The 17,792-nt window shown below is 70.3% G+C and carries 18 protein-coding genes; 10 read left to right on the forward strand and 8 right to left on the reverse strand.

The features are described 5' to 3' along the window. Positions 1–45 precede the first annotated feature (45 nt). The 3 genes from ACZ6SQ_RS01555 to ACZ6SQ_RS01565 all read left to right on the forward strand — a co-directional run bounded on the left by ACZ6SQ_RS01555 (position 46) and on the right by ACZ6SQ_RS01565 (position 2,393). Positions 46–996, forward strand: a complete 951-nt coding sequence (locus tag ACZ6SQ_RS01555; RefSeq protein ID WP_469555450.1) for a sugar ABC transporter substrate-binding protein — start codon at positions 46–48, stop codon at positions 994–996. A gap of 186 nt (positions 997–1,182) precedes the next feature. Further along, positions 1,183–1,902 (forward strand): substrate binding domain-containing protein, encoded by a 720-nt coding sequence (locus ACZ6SQ_RS01560; protein ID WP_469555453.1) that lies wholly within the window; start codon positions 1,183–1,185, stop codon positions 1,900–1,902. Between the two features lie 152 nt (positions 1,903–2,054). After that, positions 2,055–2,393: a DUF2218 domain-containing protein gene (locus ACZ6SQ_RS01565; RefSeq protein ID WP_469555456.1), complete on the forward strand. Its 339-nt coding sequence runs from the start codon at positions 2,055–2,057 to the stop codon at positions 2,391–2,393. 11 nt (positions 2,394–2,404) lie between these two features. Here ACZ6SQ_RS01565 and ACZ6SQ_RS01570 read toward each other — a convergent pair whose 3' ends face one another. From ACZ6SQ_RS01570 to ACZ6SQ_RS01600, 7 genes are all read right to left on the reverse strand, one after another. Further along, a complete protein-coding gene (locus tag ACZ6SQ_RS01570) occupies positions 2,405–3,346 on the reverse strand; it encodes a LysR family transcriptional regulator (RefSeq protein WP_469555458.1) in 942 nt (313 codons plus the stop codon). Between the two features lie 118 nt (positions 3,347–3,464). After that, on the reverse strand, positions 3,465–4,649 hold the full coding sequence (locus ACZ6SQ_RS01575; protein WP_469555461.1) for a DUF3500 domain-containing protein: 1,185 nt from the start codon (positions 4,647–4,649) through the stop codon (positions 3,465–3,467). Between the two features lie 13 nt (positions 4,650–4,662). After that, the gene (locus tag ACZ6SQ_RS01580; RefSeq protein ID WP_469555464.1) at positions 4,663–5,082 is read right to left on the reverse strand and encodes a RidA family protein; all 420 of its coding nucleotides are present in this window, start codon (positions 5,080–5,082) and stop codon (positions 4,663–4,665) included. A gap of 3 nt (positions 5,083–5,085) precedes the next feature. Continuing rightward, entirely contained in the window at positions 5,086–5,934 is an 849-nt protein-coding gene (locus tag ACZ6SQ_RS01585; RefSeq protein WP_469555467.1) for a fumarylacetoacetate hydrolase family protein, read from the reverse strand. 5 nt (positions 5,935–5,939) lie between these two features. Continuing rightward, complete coding sequence (locus ACZ6SQ_RS01590; protein ID WP_469555470.1) at positions 5,940–6,419, reverse strand: nuclear transport factor 2 family protein; 480 nt, start codon at positions 6,417–6,419, stop codon at positions 5,940–5,942. A 114-nt stretch (positions 6,420–6,533) separates the two neighbouring features. Then, complete coding sequence (locus tag ACZ6SQ_RS01595; protein ID WP_469555473.1) at positions 6,534–7,814, reverse strand: FAD-dependent monooxygenase; 1,281 nt, start codon at positions 7,812–7,814, stop codon at positions 6,534–6,536. Positions 7,815–7,869: 55 nt separating this feature from the next. Next, positions 7,870–8,610, reverse strand: coding sequence for a dienelactone hydrolase family protein (locus tag ACZ6SQ_RS01600; protein WP_469555476.1), 741 nt, complete (start codon positions 8,608–8,610; stop codon positions 7,870–7,872). A gap of 283 nt (positions 8,611–8,893) precedes the next feature. Between ACZ6SQ_RS01600 and ACZ6SQ_RS01605 the strand changes: the two genes are divergently transcribed. After that, entirely contained in the window at positions 8,894–9,943 is a 1,050-nt protein-coding gene (locus tag ACZ6SQ_RS01605; RefSeq protein WP_469555478.1) for an amidohydrolase family protein, read from the forward strand. Positions 9,944–9,982: 39 nt separating this feature from the next. Further along, on the forward strand, positions 9,983–11,290 hold the full coding sequence (locus ACZ6SQ_RS01610) for a DUF3500 domain-containing protein (RefSeq protein ID WP_469555481.1): 1,308 nt from the start codon (positions 9,983–9,985) through the stop codon (positions 11,288–11,290). Here the strand turns inward: ACZ6SQ_RS01610 and ACZ6SQ_RS01615 are convergent, their stop codons facing one another. Then, positions 11,291–11,965, reverse strand: coding sequence for a GntR family transcriptional regulator (locus ACZ6SQ_RS01615; RefSeq protein ID WP_469555484.1), 675 nt, complete (start codon positions 11,963–11,965; stop codon positions 11,291–11,293). Positions 11,966–11,994: 29 nt separating this feature from the next. Here ACZ6SQ_RS01615 and ACZ6SQ_RS01620 point away from each other — a divergent pair, with 29 nt between their 5' ends. The 5 genes from ACZ6SQ_RS01620 to ACZ6SQ_RS01640 all read left to right on the forward strand — a co-directional run bounded on the left by ACZ6SQ_RS01620 (position 11,995) and on the right by ACZ6SQ_RS01640 (position 17,774). Then, positions 11,995–13,419: a fumarylacetoacetate hydrolase family protein gene (locus ACZ6SQ_RS01620; protein ID WP_469555487.1), complete on the forward strand. Its 1,425-nt coding sequence runs from the start codon at positions 11,995–11,997 to the stop codon at positions 13,417–13,419. Next, the gene (locus ACZ6SQ_RS01625) at positions 13,416–14,111 is read left to right on the forward strand and encodes a GntR family transcriptional regulator (RefSeq protein ID WP_469555490.1); all 696 of its coding nucleotides are present in this window, start codon (positions 13,416–13,418) and stop codon (positions 14,109–14,111) included. Before ACZ6SQ_RS01620 ends, ACZ6SQ_RS01625 begins: the two co-directional genes overlap by 4 nt. Positions 14,112–14,400: 289 nt before the next feature. Next, positions 14,401–14,982 carry an FAA hydrolase family protein gene (locus tag ACZ6SQ_RS01630; protein ID WP_469555493.1) on the forward strand — a complete coding sequence of 194 codons (582 nt, stop codon included), beginning with the start codon at positions 14,401–14,403 and terminating at the stop codon, positions 14,980–14,982. Further along, entirely contained in the window at positions 14,967–15,767 is an 801-nt protein-coding gene (locus tag ACZ6SQ_RS01635) for an HpcH/HpaI aldolase family protein (RefSeq protein ID WP_469555495.1), read from the forward strand. The genes ACZ6SQ_RS01630 and ACZ6SQ_RS01635 overlap by 16 nt, the downstream gene beginning before the upstream one ends. A 345-nt stretch (positions 15,768–16,112) precedes the next feature. Continuing rightward, positions 16,113–17,774 carry an MFS transporter gene (locus ACZ6SQ_RS01640; protein ID WP_469555497.1) on the forward strand — a complete coding sequence of 554 codons (1,662 nt, stop codon included), beginning with the start codon at positions 16,113–16,115 and terminating at the stop codon, positions 17,772–17,774. Positions 17,775–17,792 lie beyond the last annotated feature (18 nt).

Raw genomic sequence — 17,792 nt, forward strand, 5'->3', positions numbered from 1 at the left:
CCTCACGCACCTCACGCACGTCCTCCTCCCGAAAGGCACAGCACGATGAGAGTCACCCTCCGGCACCGCCGCACCCCGCTCGCCGCCGCGCTCGGCACCGCCCTGCTCCTCACCGGATGCGGCAACGGCACGGCAGGCGGCGGCGACGGCACGTACACGATCGGCTTCGTCAACGGCAGCAACACCGAGTTCCACACCTGTCTGCAGAAGTCGATCGAGCAGAAGGCCAAGGAGCTGGGCGTCGAGCTGTACACCGCCAACTCCACCCAGGACGCGGGCAAGGAACTGTCCAACATCGAGGACATGATCTCCCGGGGAGTCGACGCGGTCATCGTGCAGACCGTCAACGTCGACGCCCTGGAGGCCGACATAGAGAAGGCCAAGGGCGCGAACGTGCCGATCTTCCTGACGTCCGTGCTCCTCGACGACATGAAGGACGTGCTCGGCGCGTCCGTAGTGCCGCTCGCGGAGGTCGGCAAGCTGGACGCCCAGCTGGTCTCCGAGCACGCGGCCGGCAAGCCGGTCGAGGTCGGCGTGATCGCCGGCGCTCCCGGAGCCGCCTCCGACGTCCTGGTCGGCGGTTTCACCGGCAACCTGCCCGGCAACGCCAAGGTGGTCGCGAACCAGCCGGGCATGTTCAGCCCGGCCAAGGCCCAGGAGGTGGCCGAGAACATGATCCAGGCCCACCCCGGCCTGGACTACGTCTTCGTCGCCAACGAGGAGATGGCCTTCGGCGCGCTCAACGCCTTCAAGGCGGCCAAGTCCGACGTGAAGATCGTGACGAACAACGGCACCGAGCACGGCGTCGCGGCGGTCGCGGACGGCACGTTCCTCGGCACCGTCTCCAACCCGGCGCAGACCACCGGCGCGAACGCGCTGGAGCGCACGGTCAAGCTGCTGGACGGCGACAAGGCCGCCGAGAAGATCGTGCGCACCCCGCTCACGCTCGTCACCAAGGACAACGCGGGCACGGCCCCGGCCTACTGCCCCAAGTGACCGGCAGAGCCGGCCGGGCGTGAGGAACTCGACGCCCGGCCGGTCACGAGGACTTGGCCCGTCCCCCGCGAACGCCGCCCGCCCGCCCTTCCGGTGGGGCCGGGCGGCGTTCGGCGCCCCCTACCCGCGCACCACCGTCTCGGACCCCCTGGGCATCCCGGAGGCACAATGGACCGCCCGCTCGCCATGCGAAGCCGTGTCATTCTCGGACAGATCGAGAAGGAGGACCGTCCGGTCGTCGCTCCCCTCGACCGCGCCCGGGACACGCTCAGCGTCAACTGTCCCACAGGGATCGGCAGTCTCGATCTCGGTGAGGCCACGGCCGCCTTTTCCATGGCTCATCCGGGCATACGGGTCCATCTCGAGGTCGGCGAGATCCCGGACCGTACCGACGATGTCCTGCACGGCGGTTTCGACGTCGCTCTCCTCACCCGGGATCTCCCCGGCCGCGAGGTCCGGCGGACGCCGATCGCCTCGCTGCCCTTCGTGCTGTGCGCCGCCCCCTCGTACCTGGAGCGCGTGAGCCGGCCGACCGAGCCGCTCGGCCTGGGCGCGCACGACTGCCTCGTGCACAGCGACGCCCCCGTCTGGCGGATCGGCCGCGGACCGGCATCGACCACGCACGAGATCCGCAGGGTGGCGTTCTCCTCGAACTCGTACCTCGCCCTGCGGGCGGTCGCCGTGCGCGGCCTGGGCGTCGCCCTGCTGCCACGCCGGGCGGTCCACGACGAACTGCGCTCCGGGGCGCTGGAAGCGGTCCTGCCGGAACACGGGGTGCCGGACAGGCCGTTGTTCGCGATCCACCGTCCCGGGCCGTCCACGCCCCACGAGGTCCGCGTCTTCCTGGCCTTCCTCACCACCTGGTTCGCCGCGTGTCCCGTGCCGGGAAGCGTCACCGGAGCATGACCACGCGCCCGTCGGCCGTTGTGCGCGAGGCACGCATACCTTGCGCCGTGGGAGCTGTACGGGGCGGGTGCCGATCTGGCTTTAATGGATCGGCCCGATACGGGGCACGTCGTAGCCTGCCCCGAAGAACACATCCTTCACTGGGAGTTGTAATGCCGCGTACACAAGCCCGCGTCGTCACCGACCGGCCGCACCGCTATGCCAAGCAGCTCGCTGCCCATCTCGGCCGGCGCATCGAGACCAGCTGGGACGAGGAGAGCGGCGAAGGCCGGCTCGTCTTCCCCGACGGCGCCGGGGTCGGAGTCCTCACGGCCGCCGAAGGCGCCCTGCTGCTCGATGTGACCACCGAGGCGGAACACCTCGACCGGATCGAGGACGTGGTGGGCCGACACCTGGTCCGGTTCGGCACCAAGGACGAACTCGAGGTGCGGTGGTCGCGTGACACCGGTGAGCCCGGAAGCACGCAGCGCAACACGGGCGACACCGCCTGAGCAGCGAGGGGTCACCCCGGTGACCGGCGCCGCGGGGCGTCGTCCGCCTCGAACGCGGGCGTCGAGTTCTCCCTGAACCAGCGGGTCAGGAACTCGAGAAAGACGGTGACCTTGCGGGGTGTGGCGTCCCCGGGCCCGTAGATCGCGTAGAGGGGACGGTCGGGAACGGGGACCTGGGGAAGCACGACCTGGAGGGCGCCGGACAGCAGGTCGCCGTGTGCCGGCTGCTGCGGGAGCAGGGCGATGCCGCGGCCGTGGACGGCCGCCTTCTGCAGGGCCAGGTAGGAGTTCGAGGAGTACGCCACGTTGCGCACCTTGAGCAAGGTCGCCGTGGGCCCGTGCCCGAACCGCCACACCGGCTCGTTGGTGTGGACGAGGCAGTCGCGTTCGGCCAGATCGCCGGGGTGCTCCGGGGCTCCGTTGCGCTCGATGTAGTCCTTCGACGCGCACAGCACGAACGGCAGCGACGAGATCTTCCTGAGCCGGACCGTGGAATCCCTGAGGTCTCGTGTGTGCAGTGCGATGTCGAAGCCGCTGTCGATGAAGTCGTAGGTGCGGTCCGACATCCCGCCGAGTTCGAAGTGCACGGAGATCTTCGGATGCGCCGCGGCGAATGCGGCGATCGCCTCACCGAGGTCGAGGCTGCCGATCCATTTGGGCGCGACGATACTCAAGGCGCCTTCGGCCCGGTCGTGGAGCTGGGAGATGTGCGCGTCCTCCGCCTCTATCTCCTTGAGGATGCGCGTGGCGAACTCGGCGTAGCGCAGGCCGGATTCGGTGAGCGTGACCGAGCGGGGTGTGCGGTTGACGAGCCGTACGCCGACCTGTGTCTCCAGCTCCGCGACATGCCGTGAGATGAGCGAGCCCGAGGAGCCGAGGGATTTCGCGGCTCCCCGGAAGCTGCCGATCTGCGCGACGGTGACGAAGCTGTGCATGAGGGTGATGCGGTCCATGGAGTTCCTCCCGTCGCCCTCGGCAGCGGCGTGCCTGGGGCCCGTGTCGGGTCGGGCTGGTGTGCGGTGGGGTCGGAAAGCGAGGGGGCACGGGTACGTGGGTATCCGTGCCCCTTGTTCAGTGCTTCTCGTAGGCCTGTGGCGGATACCAGGCGTCGGTGTGCAGCGGGCTTTCGGGGTCGGGCCGGTGGGATGTCAGCCGGCGGTTCAGGTGCTCGCCGTGGTGGCCGTGGTGGGCGTAGTGGTCGAGCAGGAGATCGTGGCCGAGGTCGTTGTTCAGGTCGCGCCAGACCGTGTGCTTGTGCTGGCCGGCGGCCACCGCGTTGTCCGCCTCGACCAGCAGGCCGGAGGTGGAGACGCGGTAGTAGTGCGCGGTGTCGGGCTCGGTGCCGCCGGCCCAGGCGAAGTGCAGTGCGGAGGGGTCTTCGCGGAACACCTCGTCGCGGTAGCGCGCGGTGATCTCCTCTGGGCCGGTCTCGACGTAGCGCAGCAGGAGTTCGCGGACCGCGGTCAGTTCGCTGCCGCTGAGGTCGGCGCCGTTGACGCCCGAGGGCGCGTCCTTGGTGAAGCGGAGCATGCGCCGGTCCTCGTCGGTGGTGGTGTAGCCCACGATGCCCAGGTCGACGGGGTCCGGCCACTCCTCGGCGCCGACCCGGGGAACCTGGCGTGTCACGAAGTCGGCGGGTGCCACGTCGTGGATGACGGCCTGGGCGCGCAGGTCGGGTGACAGGGCGTGCAGGATGTCGAAGGCCCTGTGGGCGTGTTCGCCGAGCGGGTCGAGGACACCGGCGGGTATGGGCATGGCGCCCATGGCCATCGGGGTGATGGTCAGATACCGCTGGGCGACGACGGTGAAGTTCATCGAGAGGTGGTGGCCGATGACGCGCCATCCCCAGGTGTCCTCGAATCCGGGGCGCCCGAAGATCGTGAACCAGTAGGCGTCCGGGCTTCGGAAGTCACCGGCGAACACGCCGAACTGCCGCTCGATCACATCGAGTTCGCGCAGGATGTTCTCGGTGGCCATCACGGCCAGGGCCTGGCTGTAGCCGCGCATGCTGAGCCCGGACTTCAGAAGGGTGTGTGCCAGGGTCCGCTGGTGGCCGTCCAGTTTGGTGAGCGGCACGCCCGTGCGGTCGGGTTTGGGGATGAAGTCCCAGTCCACGCGGCGCGGGTCGCTCATCTCGGGGATGTGCATGCGGCTGCGCAGGTCCGGGGGGAGTGAGTCCAGCAGCGCCCACGCCGAGAACAGCATTCTCTTGATGGCGAGCGGCGCCTCGTAGTTCATGGAGGGCTGTCGTGTCATTGTTCCTCCCGCTTCAGGCGGCCGGGTCGGGGGTGCTGTCGGCGCCGGTCCGCGCAAGCACGGCGAGCAGGTCGCAGTGGACCCGCGCAGGGCCGTCGAGTCGTGCGGCGACGGCCTGCCGCGCCGGCCGGTGTGCGGGATCGGGGAACATGGCCAGCCACTCGCGGTTGAGTGCCTCACGGTCGTGGAGGTCGGCGAGATGGAAGGTCATCTTCAGGATGTCGTCGGTGCTGCCGCCCGCGGCCCGCATGAGGGCCCGCACATGCCGGAAGACGTTGGCGCACTGCTGCTCCAGTGCGGGCGGCATCTCGCCGGTCACCGGGTCGCGGCCGGTGAGGGCGCCCGATGCCAGGAAGGGGCCGATCCGGCCGGCGGCCGGGATCGGGTTGGTGTGCGTGAAGCCCGGCAGTTCGATGCTGATCCGTTCCGTCATGGCTCAGGCTTCCGTGACGACGCGGTTCTCCAGGGCGCCGAGCCCCTGGATCTCGGCGCGCACCACGTCACCGGCCCGCAGGAAGTTCCTGGTGGGTGCGCCGATGCCGGAGGGTGTGCCGGTGGCGAGGATGTCGCCGGGCATGAGCGTGAAGACCTGCGACAGATAGGCGATCTGCTCGTAGATGTTGTAGATCATGTCGTTCGTCGACCAGTCCTGGCGCACCTCTCCGTTCACCGTGAGCGTCATCCGCAGGTCGAGCGGGTCGGGGATCTCGTCGTCGGTGGTGAGCCAGGGGCCGATGGGGCCGTGGGTGTCGAAGGACTTGCCGAGGGTGAACGTGGGCGAGCGCTTCTGGAGCCAGTCGCGGACCGACACATCGTTCACCACGAGGTAGCCGGCGATCACCGACCGGGCGTCCTCGACGCTCACGTGCTTGCAGCGGCGGCCGATGACGACGCCCAACTCGATCTCGTAGTCGAGTTCTTCGGAGAGGTCCGGCTTCACCACGTCGGCGTGCGGCCCGACGACGCAGGACACCTGCTTGTTGAACCACATCTGGTTCGCGGGTACGGGAATGCCCGCCTGGCGTGCCTCTTCGGCGTGCTCGCGGTAGTTCATGCCGATGCCCAGGTACTTCTGGGGGTCGTCGACCGGGGCGTCGAGGACGACGTCGGCGAGGCGGTGTTCCGGGCCCTGCGCGGCGGCGATGCGCTCGTCGAGCGAGGGCAGGTCCGGCAGGATCGCCCGCAGCGAGGTCCCCATCTCGGCGGAGATGTCGGTGATCCGGTCTCCGGTGACGCGGCCGAGCCGGACCGGACCGTCGGCGACGTGGAAGCGTGCGAGTCTCATGCGGGTCAGCCCTTCTGCTCGATCGCCGTGTCCGCGAGGCCGGCCCGCTCGGCTTCGGTGGCCGGCCAGACGTGCTCGCCGTCCGGGGTCATCTGGAAGCTGACGAAGCGCCAGGCTCCGTCCTCGCAGCGGCGCAGCACCTGGATGACCTGGCCCTGGACGACGCGTTCCGTTCCGTCGGGGCTGTCGAGCCGGTTGACGATGCGGCCGGTCATGACCGCCACGTCACCGATCACCCGGATGGTGAGGGGGCCGCGCCTCATGTCGAGGTAGGCCTGGCGGGTGGCGACGTGCTCCAGGAGCTGGGCCTTGTCGTGGGTGAGGCCCGGCGCGTGCGTGTGGACGAGGGTGTCGTCGTAGAGGTCGTCCAGTGTGGTGAGGTCGACGGCGAGGAGGGCGGTCCGCCGCCGGTCCTCGACCGCGAGGATCTGTGCGCGGGTGTCGTCGTCGGCGTACACGACGGGCTGGGGGTGAGGGTGGTTCATGTGAGTCCTTCGTACGATGCGTCGTCGGGCCGCGGGTCGCCCCGCGCGGCCGGCTGGGGCGCGGGGCCGCGCCCCAGCCGTGTCCTGACGACCGGTGGGCCGGTGAGTGAGCGGTCAGCGGTGGGCGTTCTCGGTGCGGAATCCGGTGGTGTCGCCGGCCTCGTGCCCCGGCCGGGGCTGGCCGACGAGCGCGTGGTACCTGCTGAAGATGGCGTCGGCCTCGGCGAGGGGCAGGACGTCCTCGATGTCGGTGAAGCGCTCGCCGCCGGTGCGCTCCTCGACCATCCGCCGGATCACCTCGTAGCCCTCGCCGCGGTGGGCCATGACGATGCCGTTGACCGCCTGGAGGCGCTGGTCCTCGAAGGCCTTCAGGGCGGTGGGAACGTCCTCGCAGGTCGCCAGCTTCTCGGCGAGCGCGCCGCCGTCGACGATCGCCTGACAGGCGCCGTTGCCCCCGCGCGGGTACATCGCGTGCGCGGCGTCGCCGATGAGGATGACGCGGCCGTCGGTCCAGGTGTCCAGGGGGTCGTGCCGGATGAGGGGGAAGAGGTAGACCTCGCGGGCGTTGCGCAGCATCTCCTGGACGTCGAGGTGCACCAGGTCGCAACGGTCGTAGTAGGGCAGGATCTCGTTGATGGTGCCCAGTTGGTTCCAGTCCTCGACGGACTCCTCGCGGGTGGCCTCGACGACCCAGTTCACCAGGACCTTGCCGGTGCCCTCGAAGTCGTCGGCGATCGGGTACACGATCATGCTGGAGGTCTGGGGCGCGCCGATGTGCAGGATGGTGCCGCCGCTGCCGAAGGGCTCCATCAGCGTGGTGCCGCGCCACATGGTGATGCCGGAGTAGACCGGCTCGGCGGCGTCGGGGTGCATCTGCCTGCGGATCGCGGACTTGATGCCGTCGGCGGCGATCGCGAGGTCGGCGGTCACCTGGGAGGTGTTGCCCTGCTGGTCCACCAGGTCGAGCGTGACGCGGTCGCCGTGGTTGGTGTAGCCGGTGCAGCCCGTGCCGAGCACGACCGCGTCCTCGCCGAGCCGGTCGAGCACGGTGCGGTAGAGCAGCATCTGGAGGCGGCCGCGGTGCACGAACCGCTGCTCGTACAGGTAGCCCATGTGCACGCCGCAGAGTTCGGCGTAGATCTCCTGGCCGTACTTGTTGTAGAAGATCGAGTCCACCGCGTCGACGGATATGGCCCTGAACTCCTCGAGCAGGCCGAGTTCTTCGAGTTCCTTGGTGCCGTAGACCTTGACGTCGATGCCCACCCCGAGCGGCTTGAGTTCGGGGACGGTCTCGTAGATGCGGGGCCGGAAGCCCTGCTGGTGCAGGCGCAGGGCGGTGGCCAGGCCCGCCGGGCCCGCGCCGATGACGGCGATGTCGAGTGAGGTGCTGGTCATGAGGGTCCTCGGGTCGGTGTGGTGCCCGCGTCCGGTGCGGGACCGGGCGTGGTGGTCAGGCGTTCGGGCGTGAGCCGTCGATCTCGTCCAGGAACCGCAGGGTCGTGTCCCAGGCGCGGGCGGTGCTCCGCGCGCTGTACGCGACGACGTCGGGTCTGGGCGAGGACTTCGCCATGGGGCTGGTGAAGGCGTGAACGGTGTTGCTGTAGACGTGCATCTGCCAGTCGGTGCCGGCTCTGCTCATCGCCGAGGTGAGGTCGGCGCGCATCTCGGCCGTGGCCATCGGGTCGCCGTCGCCGGAGCAGGCCAGTACGGCGGTGTCCTTGGCCGCGGACCAGTCGGACTCGAGGATGTCGAGGCCGCCGTGGATGCTGATCGCGCCGGCGAGTTCGCCGCCGGTGCGTGCGTGTTCCAGTGCCGACGACCCGCCGAAGCAGTATCCGAGGGCCACGACGGCGGTCGCCGCGATCTGCGGTTCGGCCAGGAGTGCCTGGTGGGCGGCGCGTACCCGTGCGAGCCAGGTGTCCCGGTCCTTCGCCATGGCGCCGATGAGCGGGCCGAACTCGGCCTGGTCGACGGGCAGGCGCCGGTCGCCCCACAGGTCGGCGACGAGGACGGGGTGACCGCGTTCGGCCAGGCGCCCGGCGATCCCGGTCATGTGGCCGGTGACTCCGTAGGCGTCGGGGAGCAGCAGTACGGCGGTCTCCCGTCGGCCGGCGGCCGGCAGGCACACCTGGCCGAGCATGCGGGTCGCCTCGTGCCGGTACTCGACATCGTGCGAGATCACGTCGCTCATCTGCGGAAAGGGTCCCTTCTGATCGGCGCGCTCCCGCGTCGGGGCGCGGTGGCAGGCGGCGTCCGCCAGTCGTCGGCGTGACGCCACAGCAGGACCGTAAACGAGATCGTGTACGATTTCAATCACGAAATCACTTGCGATATGAGCGCTCCAGGACTAGCTTCCATATTAGATTTCGTACACGATCTGATCTGTGATGCGGCCGGGCGCCCCCGACGGGATGGTGGGCGCAGGGACATCGGACGGCCGCCGAAATCCATGTACGACGAGAGGGAACTCCCCCATGACCGTGGTCGACATCAACATCCACCACCTCCCCGAGGACCTGTTCTCCAACCCGAGGATCCTCAACGGCTTCCTCGACAGCGCCCCGCGCGGCTTCGGCGAGATCGCCCGGGTCGCCGAGCTGGAGGACGGCCGCAAGCAGCTCATTCTGGAGAAGCCGGCCGGCTACCAGAACCTCAACTACGTAGACGGCGACTACAGCGCCGCCGCCAAGCTCGCCGCCATGGACGAGGCGGGCGTCGACTACGGGATCATGCGTGTCCCCGTCTGGCAGGAATGGCTCCCCCTGGAGACCTGCCGCGAGGTCAACGACAACGCCCACGAGATCGTGAAGCGGTCCGGCGGCCGGCTCTTCGCCACCGCGTGCGTGCCGCCGTGGGGCGGCAAGGAGAACATCTACGAACTGGAGCGGTGCGTCAAGGAACTGGGCGCCGTCGGCGTCCAACTCGCCTGCCACTACGGCCAGCTCTACCTCGACGACCCGGTCTTCGAGCCGTACCTGAAGGTCATCGAGAAGCTCGGCGTCCCCGTCATCGTGCACCACACCCCCCTGCCGGTGGAGTGGCGCTCGGTCGTCGACTACACCAACCTGCGACGCGAGTTCGGCCGCATCGTGGACCAGGCCACGGCGGTCGGCCGCGAGCTGTTCAGCGGGATGTTCGACCGTATGCCCGGCCTGCGCTTCGTCCACACGATGCTCGGCGGCAACTGGTTCGCCAACACCGCGCTGCTGACGCCGCACAAGTCGAACAAGAAGGAGGCCATCGACCGCCTCGACCCGACCGGCGGCGACAAGATCCAGAGCTACCTGAAGAACAACATCTACTTCGACCTGACCCACCCTCACTCGTGGGGCAAGGACCAGGTCGAGTGCGCGCTCAAGGTCAACGGCGCCGACCACTACATGTTCGGCTCCTCCTTCCCCGTCTTCTACGGCTGGATGAGCCAGGGCGTGGACTTCCTCAAGAACACCGTCGAGATCAGCGACGAGCAGCGCGAGATGGTGCTGTCCGGCAACGCCAAGCGTCTCTTCCAGCTCCCCATCTGATCCGGCACCGAGCGGAAGTCCGAGGAGAGTGAGACGCCCATGAGCCAGAACGACGCCCAGGACGACCAGGACATCGACGGCTTCTTCTCGACCGCCCGTGTCGCCGCACGGGGACAGGCGGTCGAGCTGCCCACCGACAGCTACACCCACTACCTCTACGGCCTCGACGACCCGAAACTCGCCGACGTCCGGGGTATGGACTACGAGGAGTTCGCACGGGACCGCCACAGGGCGCCCTTCCTCCAGGACCTCCTGGCGTCGTGGCGCTCCTTGTACGACCAGCCGTTCACCGGGGTCACGTCCGACGGGGTGGTCCGACTCGGCCTGTACGACCTCCCCGAGAACCCGGACGTCGATCCGGAACCCCACCGGGCGGCGGAGCGGCTGCTGGCCGTCCTCACCCTCGAGGAGGAGGAGTCGCTCTGCCACCCGGTCACGGCCCCCGAGTGGCGCGCGTGGAGCAACCCGGAGTTCGTCATCCACCGGGTGGGACTGCGCCTGGAGGACCTCGCGCCCGAGAAGGCCGAGGCCGTCCTGGACGTGGTGCGTGCCTCGCTCAGCCCCGAAGGCTACGAGCGGGTCACCGCCGCCATGGCGCTCAACGGGGTGCTCGGTGAACTGGTGGACCTGCCCGCGGTGATGAACGACCGCAGCTACTGGTTCTCACTCTTCGGCCGGCCGGACCCGCTCGCACCCTGGGGCTGGCAGCTCTTCGGCCATCACGTGGCCGTCAACTTCGTCTCCGTGGGAGGCCGGCACGTCATCGCGCCGGTCTTCCTCGGGGCCGAACCCGCCCTCACCGAGGAACAACCACCGCTGTTCGCCGCCCGCGAGGAGACCGCGCTCGAACTCGCCGCGTCACTCGGCACGGAACAGCGCGCGAGCGCGATCGTCTACGACTCCGTCCTCGACCCCGCGATGCCCGAGGGCCGTCTGCACCCCGCCGACGAACGCCATGTCGCGGGCGCCTTCCGGGACAACCGGGTGATCCCCTGCGAGGGAATCCGGGGCTCGGAACTCACCGAACGGCAGCGCACACTGCTGCGTTCGGTGGTCGCGGACTTCCTGCTCCTCCTCAAAGAGACCCAGCGCGAAGCGGCACTGGCGCAATACGACGCCCATGCCGACGACACATGGTTCGCCTGGTACGGGGCGACCGACGGCTCCCAGCCGTTCTACCTGCGGGTGCACAGCCCGGTGATCATCGCCGAGCTGGACCACCACGCGGGAGTCTGGCTGAACAACCGGCTGCCGGCGCGCTTCCACGTGCACACCACACTGCGGCACCCGAACGGCAACGACTACGGCCGTGCCCTCATCGCCCGATGGCACGAGCGGGCGGAGTGATCAGCGATGACGCTGCCCGTTCGTATGCTGCGGAAGCTGAGCCTCGTACGAGGTGACCGCTTCCACGGTCCGCAGCTCGTGCTGCTTGGCCGCGGACTCGATGGCGTCGGAGTCGGCACCGGACTCGATGAGGTCGAGGATTCCGTCGTGCTCGGCCAACGACGCCTCGGCCCGGCCCGGCGCGTACCAGAAGGCCGACCTACGGATGACCTCCAGGCGCGCCCACTCGTTGCACACCATCGCCACCAGCCGTTCGTCACCGGCACGCGAGGCGAGCAACTCGTGGAACTCGCGGTTGAGACGGCCGAATTGGGCCGGGTCGAACGCGGAGAGGGCTTCCCCCATGCGCCGGTTGAGGCCGCGCGCGGTCGCCAGGTCGTCCTCGGTCAGATGCGGCGCCGAGAGCGCGGTCGCGTAGCCACCGATGCGGGCGAGCAGGCTCAACCCCTGCTGCCAGGCATTGGTGTCGAAGGAACGCACCAGCGCCCCCACGTTGGGAATGATCTCCACCCAGCCCTCGGCCTCGAGCCGGCGCAGCGACTCGCGCCACGGCACGGAGCTGATCCCGTACTCACGCACGAGCTGGTTGATGACCAGACGGTGGCCAGGCGCGTACGTGCCGTCCATGATCCTCTCCTTGAGGATCTGGAAAGACTGCTCGGCTTTGCTCTGCATACCGCGAATTCTACTGAGAGGAGCACACGGTGACCGGACCCGGGAGGGATGGGCACCCCGGAGTGCGGCGCCCGGGCAAGATAATCGCCGTCCACACCAGCTACGCCTCACGCGCCGCGGAGTGCGGCGACCGGCCCGCGCACCCGACGTACTTCCTCAAGCCCTCCAGCTCCCTCGCCCCCTCCGGCGGACAGGTGGAGCTCCCCGCCGGCACGGCCCAGCTGTCCTGCGAGGGCGAGATAGCCCTGGTCATCGGCCGGGCGGCACGCCGCGTCAGCCGTGAGGAGGCATGGACGTACGTCGGCTGGGTCAGCGCGGCCAACGACCTCGGCGTCGCGGAGCTGCGAGCCCAGGACCGCGGGTCCAACCTCCGGTCCAAAGGCGGTGACGGCTTCACACCGCTGGGTCCCGAGCTGATCGACGCGCAAGAGGTCGGCCCGGCCGGGCTGCGCGTCCGCACCTGGGTCAACGGGGAACTCGCCCAGGAGGACAGCACCGAAGGACTCCTCTTCCCCTTGGAACAGCTCGTCGCCGACCTCTCCCAGCATCTGACCCTCGAACCGGGCGATGTCATCCTCACCGGCACACCGGCGGGTTCACGCGTGCTCGCCCCCGGCGACATCGTCGAGGTCGAGGTGGACGCCCCGGCCGCGCCCGGAGCGCCGACCTCGCGGCGGCTGCGCACCACGGTGGTCCCCGGGACCGTGCCCTTCGACGCCCAGCTCGGAGCGCTGCCGGAGCCCGTCGCCCGGCGGACGGCCCTCTCCCCCGAACTGCGCGACAAGCTCCTGCGCACCCCCGTGGCCGGCCTGTCGGCACAGCTCCGCAAGCGCGGACTCGACAACGTGTCCATCGAAGGACCGCGGCCACTGACGCCCGGCACCAAGATCGTCGGAACGGCCAGGACCCTGCGGTTCGTCCCCCACCGCGAGGACCTCTTCGCGGCGCACGGCGGCGGGTACAACGCGCAGAAGCGGGCCTTCGACGCCGTGGCGGCCGGTGAGGTGCTGGTGATCGAGGCCCGCGGGGAGCGGGGGGCGGCGACGCTGGGCGACGTCCTCGCCATCAGGGCCCACACCCTCGGGGCGGCCGGCATCGTGACCGACGGCGGCGTGCGCGACGCCGACGCGGTCGCGGCCGTCGGCATCCCGGTCTTCGGCGCGGGCAGACATCCCGCCGTCCTGGGCCGCAGGCACGTCCCGTGGGACCACGACCTGACCATCGCCTGCGGCGGGGCCACGGTCCAGCCCGGCGATGTGATCGTCGCCGACTCCGACGGTGTGGTCGTCGTCCCGCCCGCGCTGGCCGAGGAGGTGGCCGACGCCGCGCTCGCCCAGGAGGACGAGGACGCCTGGATCGCCGACCAGGTGAAGGCGGGCCACCCCGTGGACGGACTGTTCCCGATGAACGCGGCCTGGCGGGCCCGCTACACCGAGTGGCAGGCACGGCAGTGAGCGCACCGAGTCAGGAGGGCAAGTCCCAGACGGCCTACCGATGGATCCGCGAACGCATCGCCGCGGGGGTCTTCGGCCCCGGATACCGGCTGGTCCTCAGCTCCCTCGCCGCCGATCTGTCCATGAGCGTCGTCCCCGTCCGCGAGGCCCTGCGCGCCCTCACCGCCGAGGGCCTGGTGACCTTCGAGCGCAACGTCGGCGCGCGGGTGGCCGCCGTGGACGGCACCCAGTACCGCTTCACCATGCAGACGATCAGCGTGCTGGAGAGCGCGGCGACGGCCCTCGCGGCCCCGTTCCTCAGCGGGGACGACATCGCGCGGGCCCGGGAGCTCAACGACGTGGTGCGCCGCGGCCTCCCCGATCTCGATCCCCGGATCTTCCGGGAGGTCAACCAGGAACTCCACCACACGCTGTACGCGAGATGCCCCAACCCACGGCTCCTGGAGATCATCCATGCCGAGTGGGTGCGGCTCGGGCACCTGCGCGGCTCCTTCTCCGACATCGCCCCCGGCCGCGCGGCGGCCGCGGTGGCGGAGCACGAGGCACTGATCGACCTCATCGAGAGCGGCGCACCCGCCGAGGAGATCGACCGCACGGCCCGCCGGCACCGCGCCGGGTCCCTCACCGCCGATCTGGCGGTACGCCACCCCGAGCTCAATCCCTGCGACCTCTCCGTCCCCGAAGGAGTGTGAATGCTGCCGCCCGAAACGATCAACCAACTGGCCGCGGAGTTGTCGGAGGCCCATCGGCAGCGGGGGGGGGGGCCCCCGACCCCCCCCCCCCCCCCCCCCCCCCCCCCCCCACCCCCCCCCCCCCCCCCCACCCCCCCCCCCCCCCCCCCCCCCCCCCCCCCCCCCCCCCCCCCGGCACCCCGAGGCGACCGTCGAGGACTCCTACGCCGTCCAGAGCGCCTGGCGGGACGAAAAGCTGGCGTCCGGGCGCCGGCTGGTCGGCCGCAAGATCGGGCTGACCTCGAAGGCCATGCAGTCGGCCACGGGCATCACGGAACCCGACTACGGGGTCGTCTTCGACGACACCGTGTGGCAGAACGGTGCCGTCGTCCCCTTCGACGACTTCTCCAACGTACGCATCGAGGTGGAGCTCGCGTTCCTCCTCGAGGAGCCGCTGGAAGGCCCGCACTGCACCGTCTTCGACGTCCTGAGCGCGACGCGCTACGTCGTACCGGCGCTGGAGATCCTCAACTCGCACATCGAGCTGGAGGGACGCACGATCGTCGACACCATCGCCGACAACGCCGCCTACGGCGGAGTCGTGGTCGGCGGCAACCCGGTCCGCCCCGACTCGGTCGACCTGCGCTGGATCTCCGCGCTCCTCTACCGCAACGAGACCATCGAGGAGAGCGGGGTGGCCGCCGCGGTGCTCAATCATCCGGCCCTCGGAGTCGCCTGGCTCGCAAACAAGCTGCACCAGCACGGCGGGCGCCTGGAGGCGGGGGAACTCGTCCTCGCCGGCTCCTTCACCAGGCCGATGTGGGTGTCACGGGGAGATGTGGTGCTGTGCGACTACGGGCCGATGGGGACGATCTCATGCCGATTCCAGTGACACCGACCCTGCGGGACTCCCTGGCGTCGGCGACCCGGCCGCTGGTGGGCATGTGGGTGTGCAGCGGCAGTCCGCTGGTCGCGGAGATCTGCGCCGGCGGCGGGCTCGACTGGCTGCTCGTCGACATGGAGCACGCCCCCAACGGTCTGGAGTCGGTGCTCGCCCAGCTCCAGGCCGTCGCGGGCTACCCGGTCGACGCGGTCGTACGGGTGCCCAGCGACGACCCGGTCGTCATCAAGCAGGTTCTCGATCTCGGCGCGCGCACGATCCTGGTGCCGATGGTGTCCTCGGCGGCACACGCGCGAGAGGTGGTCGCGGCCGCCCACTATCCTCCCCGCGGCCGGCGAGGGGTGGGCTCGGCGCTGTCCCGGTCTGCCCTGTGGAACCGGGTCGACGACTACCTCACCCACGCCTCCGCTCACGTGACGGTACTGGTCCAGGTCGAAACCGCGGAGGCCGTGGCACACGCGGGCGAGATCGCGGCGGTCGACGGCATCGACGGCGTGTTCGTCGGCCCGTCCGACCTGGCCGCTTCGATGGGCCTGATCGGGCAGCAGAACCATCCCGAGGTGACGGCCGCGGTGCACACCGCGCTGGCCGACGTGCTCGCCACCGGCACCCCGGCCGGGGTCAACGCCTTCGATCCCGCGCTCGCCGACGCCTATCTCGCGGCGGGAGCCTCGTTCGTACTCGTCGGCGCGGATGTCGCCGTGCTCGCCCGCGCCTCCGAGTCCCTCGCCGGACGGTTCATCGCCGACGACGGGCCTTCGCGCGACAGCTACTGAGCGGTGGTGGTCGAGGGCGCCGAGCAGCAGCAGGTCGTCGAGGACGTCGGCGCCGGCGAGGACGCCGTCCTCACCGGGGCCGCGGGGCAGCCACGCCGCGATCCGGGCAGCGCTGCCTCGCGGCCCCCACTCAAATCTGTTCACCCAACCTTGCACGTCCAGCGGCCTCCCCGCGGCGGCCGCCCCGGTATACGGTCTGCGGAACCTCTCCTTCCGCAGGCCACCAGCTCCCCCGGCTCGTCCGAGCCGTCTTCACCCACCATGTTTTGAGGTGCCATGTCGGCCATCGCTCCGTCTGCCTCGCCGCAGCCTCCCGCGTCGCCCTCCGCCCCCCGCAACACGCACGTGACGATCCTGCTCGCCTGCCTGGGAGTGTTCGCCGCCTACCTGCCCGTCGTCGGTGTCTCGGTCGCCCTGCCGGTCATCCAGCGAGCGCTCGACGCCTCCACCGTCGAGCTCCAGTGGGTGGCCGACGCGTTCATCCTGCCGACCGCCGCGCTGCTCCTGACCTGCGGCATGCTCGGGGAGCTGTTCGGGCGCAAGAAGCTCTACGTCACAGGACTGATCGTGTTCTGCGCGGGCTCCCTCGTGTGCCTGACCGCGCCCGACATCCTTCTCGTCTGCGTCGGCCAGGCCCTCGCGGGTGTCGGTGCCGCGGCACTGCTTCCGTCGACACTGGGACTGATCAGCCACGTCTGCGCGGACCGGCACCAGCGCGCCCGCGCCATCGCCTGGTGGACCGCCTCCCTGGGTCTCGGACTCACCCTCGGTCCGGTCGTCAACGGCGTGATCGTCGAGCACCTGAGCTGGCGATGGATCTTCCTTCCGTCCCTGGTCATCAGCGCGGCCGTCGCGATCGCGGGTACGGCGCTCCTGCGGGAGACCCGGGCGTCCCGCAGCCCTCACCTCGACATACCGGGACAGCTCCTCGCCGTCGTCGCCATCACCGGGCTGGTGTACGGCGTGATCGAGGGCGGCAGTGCCGGGTGGGCCGCCTCCGGGACCGTCGCGGCCTTCTGCGTGGCCGCAGCCGCGTTCGTGGCTTTCGTCGTGGTGGAGCTGCGGTCACCGAGCCCCATGCTGGACATGCGCCTCTTCGCCTCGCGCGCGTTCTCCGGAGCCGCGTTCGTCATGGCGGTCACGCTCTTCGCGCAGGTCGGCCTCGTGTTCGCGCTGAGCGAGTACTTCGGGCTCGTGCAGCACGCCTCGACCCTGGAGATCGGCATCCGCCTGCTGGCCCTCAACGGTGTCACGGTGCTCCTCGGCCCCCTCGTCGGGCGGCTGATGAACCGGACGGGCCCGGGTCCTGTCCTGGTGGCGGGGCTTCTCGTCAGCGGCGTCGGAGCGCTGTGCGTGCGCCTCTTCCACGCGACCACCGACACCACGACGGCCGTCCTGGTCATCACCGTCCTCGGCACCGGTATCGCCCTCGCCATCGCGCCGATCACCACCGTCGCGATGAACAGTCTCCCCCGTGAGCTGGCCGGCACGGCGGGCGCGGCCAACAGCACACTGCGCCAGATCGGCAGCGCCCTCGGCCCCGCCGTGTTCGGTGCCGTAATGACCGCCCACACCGTCGCCGCCCTGCCCGGCCACCTCGCCGGGTCCGGGCTCGCCCCGGCCGACCAGGGGCAGGTGGAGGGCGTGGTGTCCCACGTGGGCATCCAGGCCGCAGCGCACCTGCGGCTGGACACACCGGAGGCGACCGAGCAGGCGCTCACCGCTTACGGGGCGAGCTTCACGGACGCGCTGCACGTCTGCGCGCTCATCAGCGGTGTCGGCCTGCTGGTCGCCGCGGCGGTCGCGCTGCTCTGGATCGGGGTCCGGGAGCGTGCCCCCGAGGACGCGTCGGCCGAGACGGCGCCGACTCGACCGAACGCGGAAGGTGGCGATGTCCGGTCTCGTGACGATATCTGTTCGCGTGACGATGCCTGTTCGCGTGACGATGCCCGTTCGCGTGACGAGGCCTTCGCCGAGCCGGTGGCAGGCCGCCACGGCGCGGCGTGAGGTGCGACTGGCGTCAGG

Source organism: Streptomyces sp. NPDC048600, assembly GCF_055587025.1.

Bases quoted from the DNA above. Each gene is read 5' to 3' on its own strand.
- ACZ6SQ_RS01630 (WP_469555493.1), top strand. From the start codon at position 14,401: ATGCAGTCGGCCACGGGCATCACGGAACCCGACTACGGGGTCGTCTTC.
- ACZ6SQ_RS01560 (WP_469555453.1), top strand. From the start codon at position 1,183: ATGCGAAGCCGTGTCATTCTCGGACAGATCGAGAAGGAGGACCGTCCG.
- ACZ6SQ_RS01555 (WP_469555450.1), top strand. From the start codon at position 46: ATGAGAGTCACCCTCCGGCACCGCCGCACCCCGCTCGCCGCCGCGCTC.
- ACZ6SQ_RS01610 (WP_469555481.1), top strand. From the start codon at position 9,983: ATGAGCCAGAACGACGCCCAGGACGACCAGGACATCGACGGCTTCTTC.
- ACZ6SQ_RS01580 (WP_469555464.1), bottom strand. From the start codon at position 5,082: ATGACGGAACGGATCAGCATCGAACTGCCGGGCTTCACGCACACCAAC.
- ACZ6SQ_RS01570 (WP_469555458.1), bottom strand. From the start codon at position 3,346: ATGGACCGCATCACCCTCATGCACAGCTTCGTCACCGTCGCGCAGATC.
- ACZ6SQ_RS01615 (WP_469555484.1), bottom strand. From the start codon at position 11,965: ATGCAGAGCAAAGCCGAGCAGTCTTTCCAGATCCTCAAGGAGAGGATC.
- ACZ6SQ_RS01565 (WP_469555456.1), top strand. From the start codon at position 2,055: ATGCCGCGTACACAAGCCCGCGTCGTCACCGACCGGCCGCACCGCTAT.
- ACZ6SQ_RS01590 (WP_469555470.1), bottom strand. From the start codon at position 6,419: ATGAACCACCCTCACCCCCAGCCCGTCGTGTACGCCGACGACGACACC.
- ACZ6SQ_RS01605 (WP_469555478.1), top strand. From the start codon at position 8,894: ATGACCGTGGTCGACATCAACATCCACCACCTCCCCGAGGACCTGTTC.
- ACZ6SQ_RS01600 (WP_469555476.1), bottom strand. From the start codon at position 8,610: ATGAGCGACGTGATCTCGCACGATGTCGAGTACCGGCACGAGGCGACC.
- ACZ6SQ_RS01575 (WP_469555461.1), bottom strand. From the start codon at position 4,649: ATGACACGACAGCCCTCCATGAACTACGAGGCGCCGCTCGCCATCAAG.
- ACZ6SQ_RS01635 (WP_469555495.1), top strand. From the start codon at position 14,967: ATGCCGATTCCAGTGACACCGACCCTGCGGGACTCCCTGGCGTCGGCG.
- ACZ6SQ_RS01595 (WP_469555473.1), bottom strand. From the start codon at position 7,814: ATGACCAGCACCTCACTCGACATCGCCGTCATCGGCGCGGGCCCGGCG.
- ACZ6SQ_RS01585 (WP_469555467.1), bottom strand. From the start codon at position 5,934: ATGAGACTCGCACGCTTCCACGTCGCCGACGGTCCGGTCCGGCTCGGC.